The sequence below is a fragment of the Marinobacter vulgaris genome, from assembly GCF_003344045.1.
In the GTDB taxonomy this organism is placed as follows: domain Bacteria; phylum Pseudomonadota; class Gammaproteobacteria; order Pseudomonadales; family Oleiphilaceae; genus Marinobacter; species Marinobacter vulgaris.
Map to the genome: position 1 here is coordinate 1 of NZ_QFWX01000041.1, position 511 is coordinate 511.

General features: G+C 58.7%; 1 protein-coding gene. It reads right to left on the minus strand.

Annotation, left to right across the window (positions count from 1 at the left end):
- Positions 1-17: 17 nt before the first annotated feature.
- Entirely contained in the window at positions 18-368 is a 351-nt protein-coding gene (locus tag DIT71_RS17710; RefSeq protein ID WP_114614528.1) for an MOSC domain-containing protein, read from the minus strand.
- Between the last annotated feature and the right edge of the window lie 143 nt (positions 369-511).

Sequence of the window (511 nt, forward strand, 5' to 3'; positions counted from 1 at the left end):
AGAAAACCGGGACAGATTTATTTTCCAGTCTGCCTGGTGCCCAGGCAGGCCTGAACCTCGTCACCAAGCGCCACCTCACCCCCTTCAACCACCCGCGTTGTAATACCGCCATGCCCGCGCATGGCGTTGTAACCGCCTGGTCCAAGCGACGTTTCCATTTTGCTGCAGGGGTGGCAAAGGCCTGTGTATTCCAACTCCACATTTCCGATTCGGAATCGCTTGCCTTTCAGGCCTTTGCCGGGTGTGATTGCTACGCTATCGAGTGCTTCCATGGCCTCACCACGGGCGGGGCGGATGCCGATCCATTCCACCCGGCCGGTTTGGGGGAGGGTGTCGAACAGGGTTTGTGGTGGGGTTTGTTCAGGCATGGGCCAGCGCTCGCACACAGCGGCGGAACAGTTCCGCCGAGAAGAACGGGTGTTCGCCTGGCTGCTCTGCCACGAATAGCTGACCACCGGAATCGTTGATACCGCCTTCGATCATCAGGTTGTCACTCATCTCAAAGTCCTCA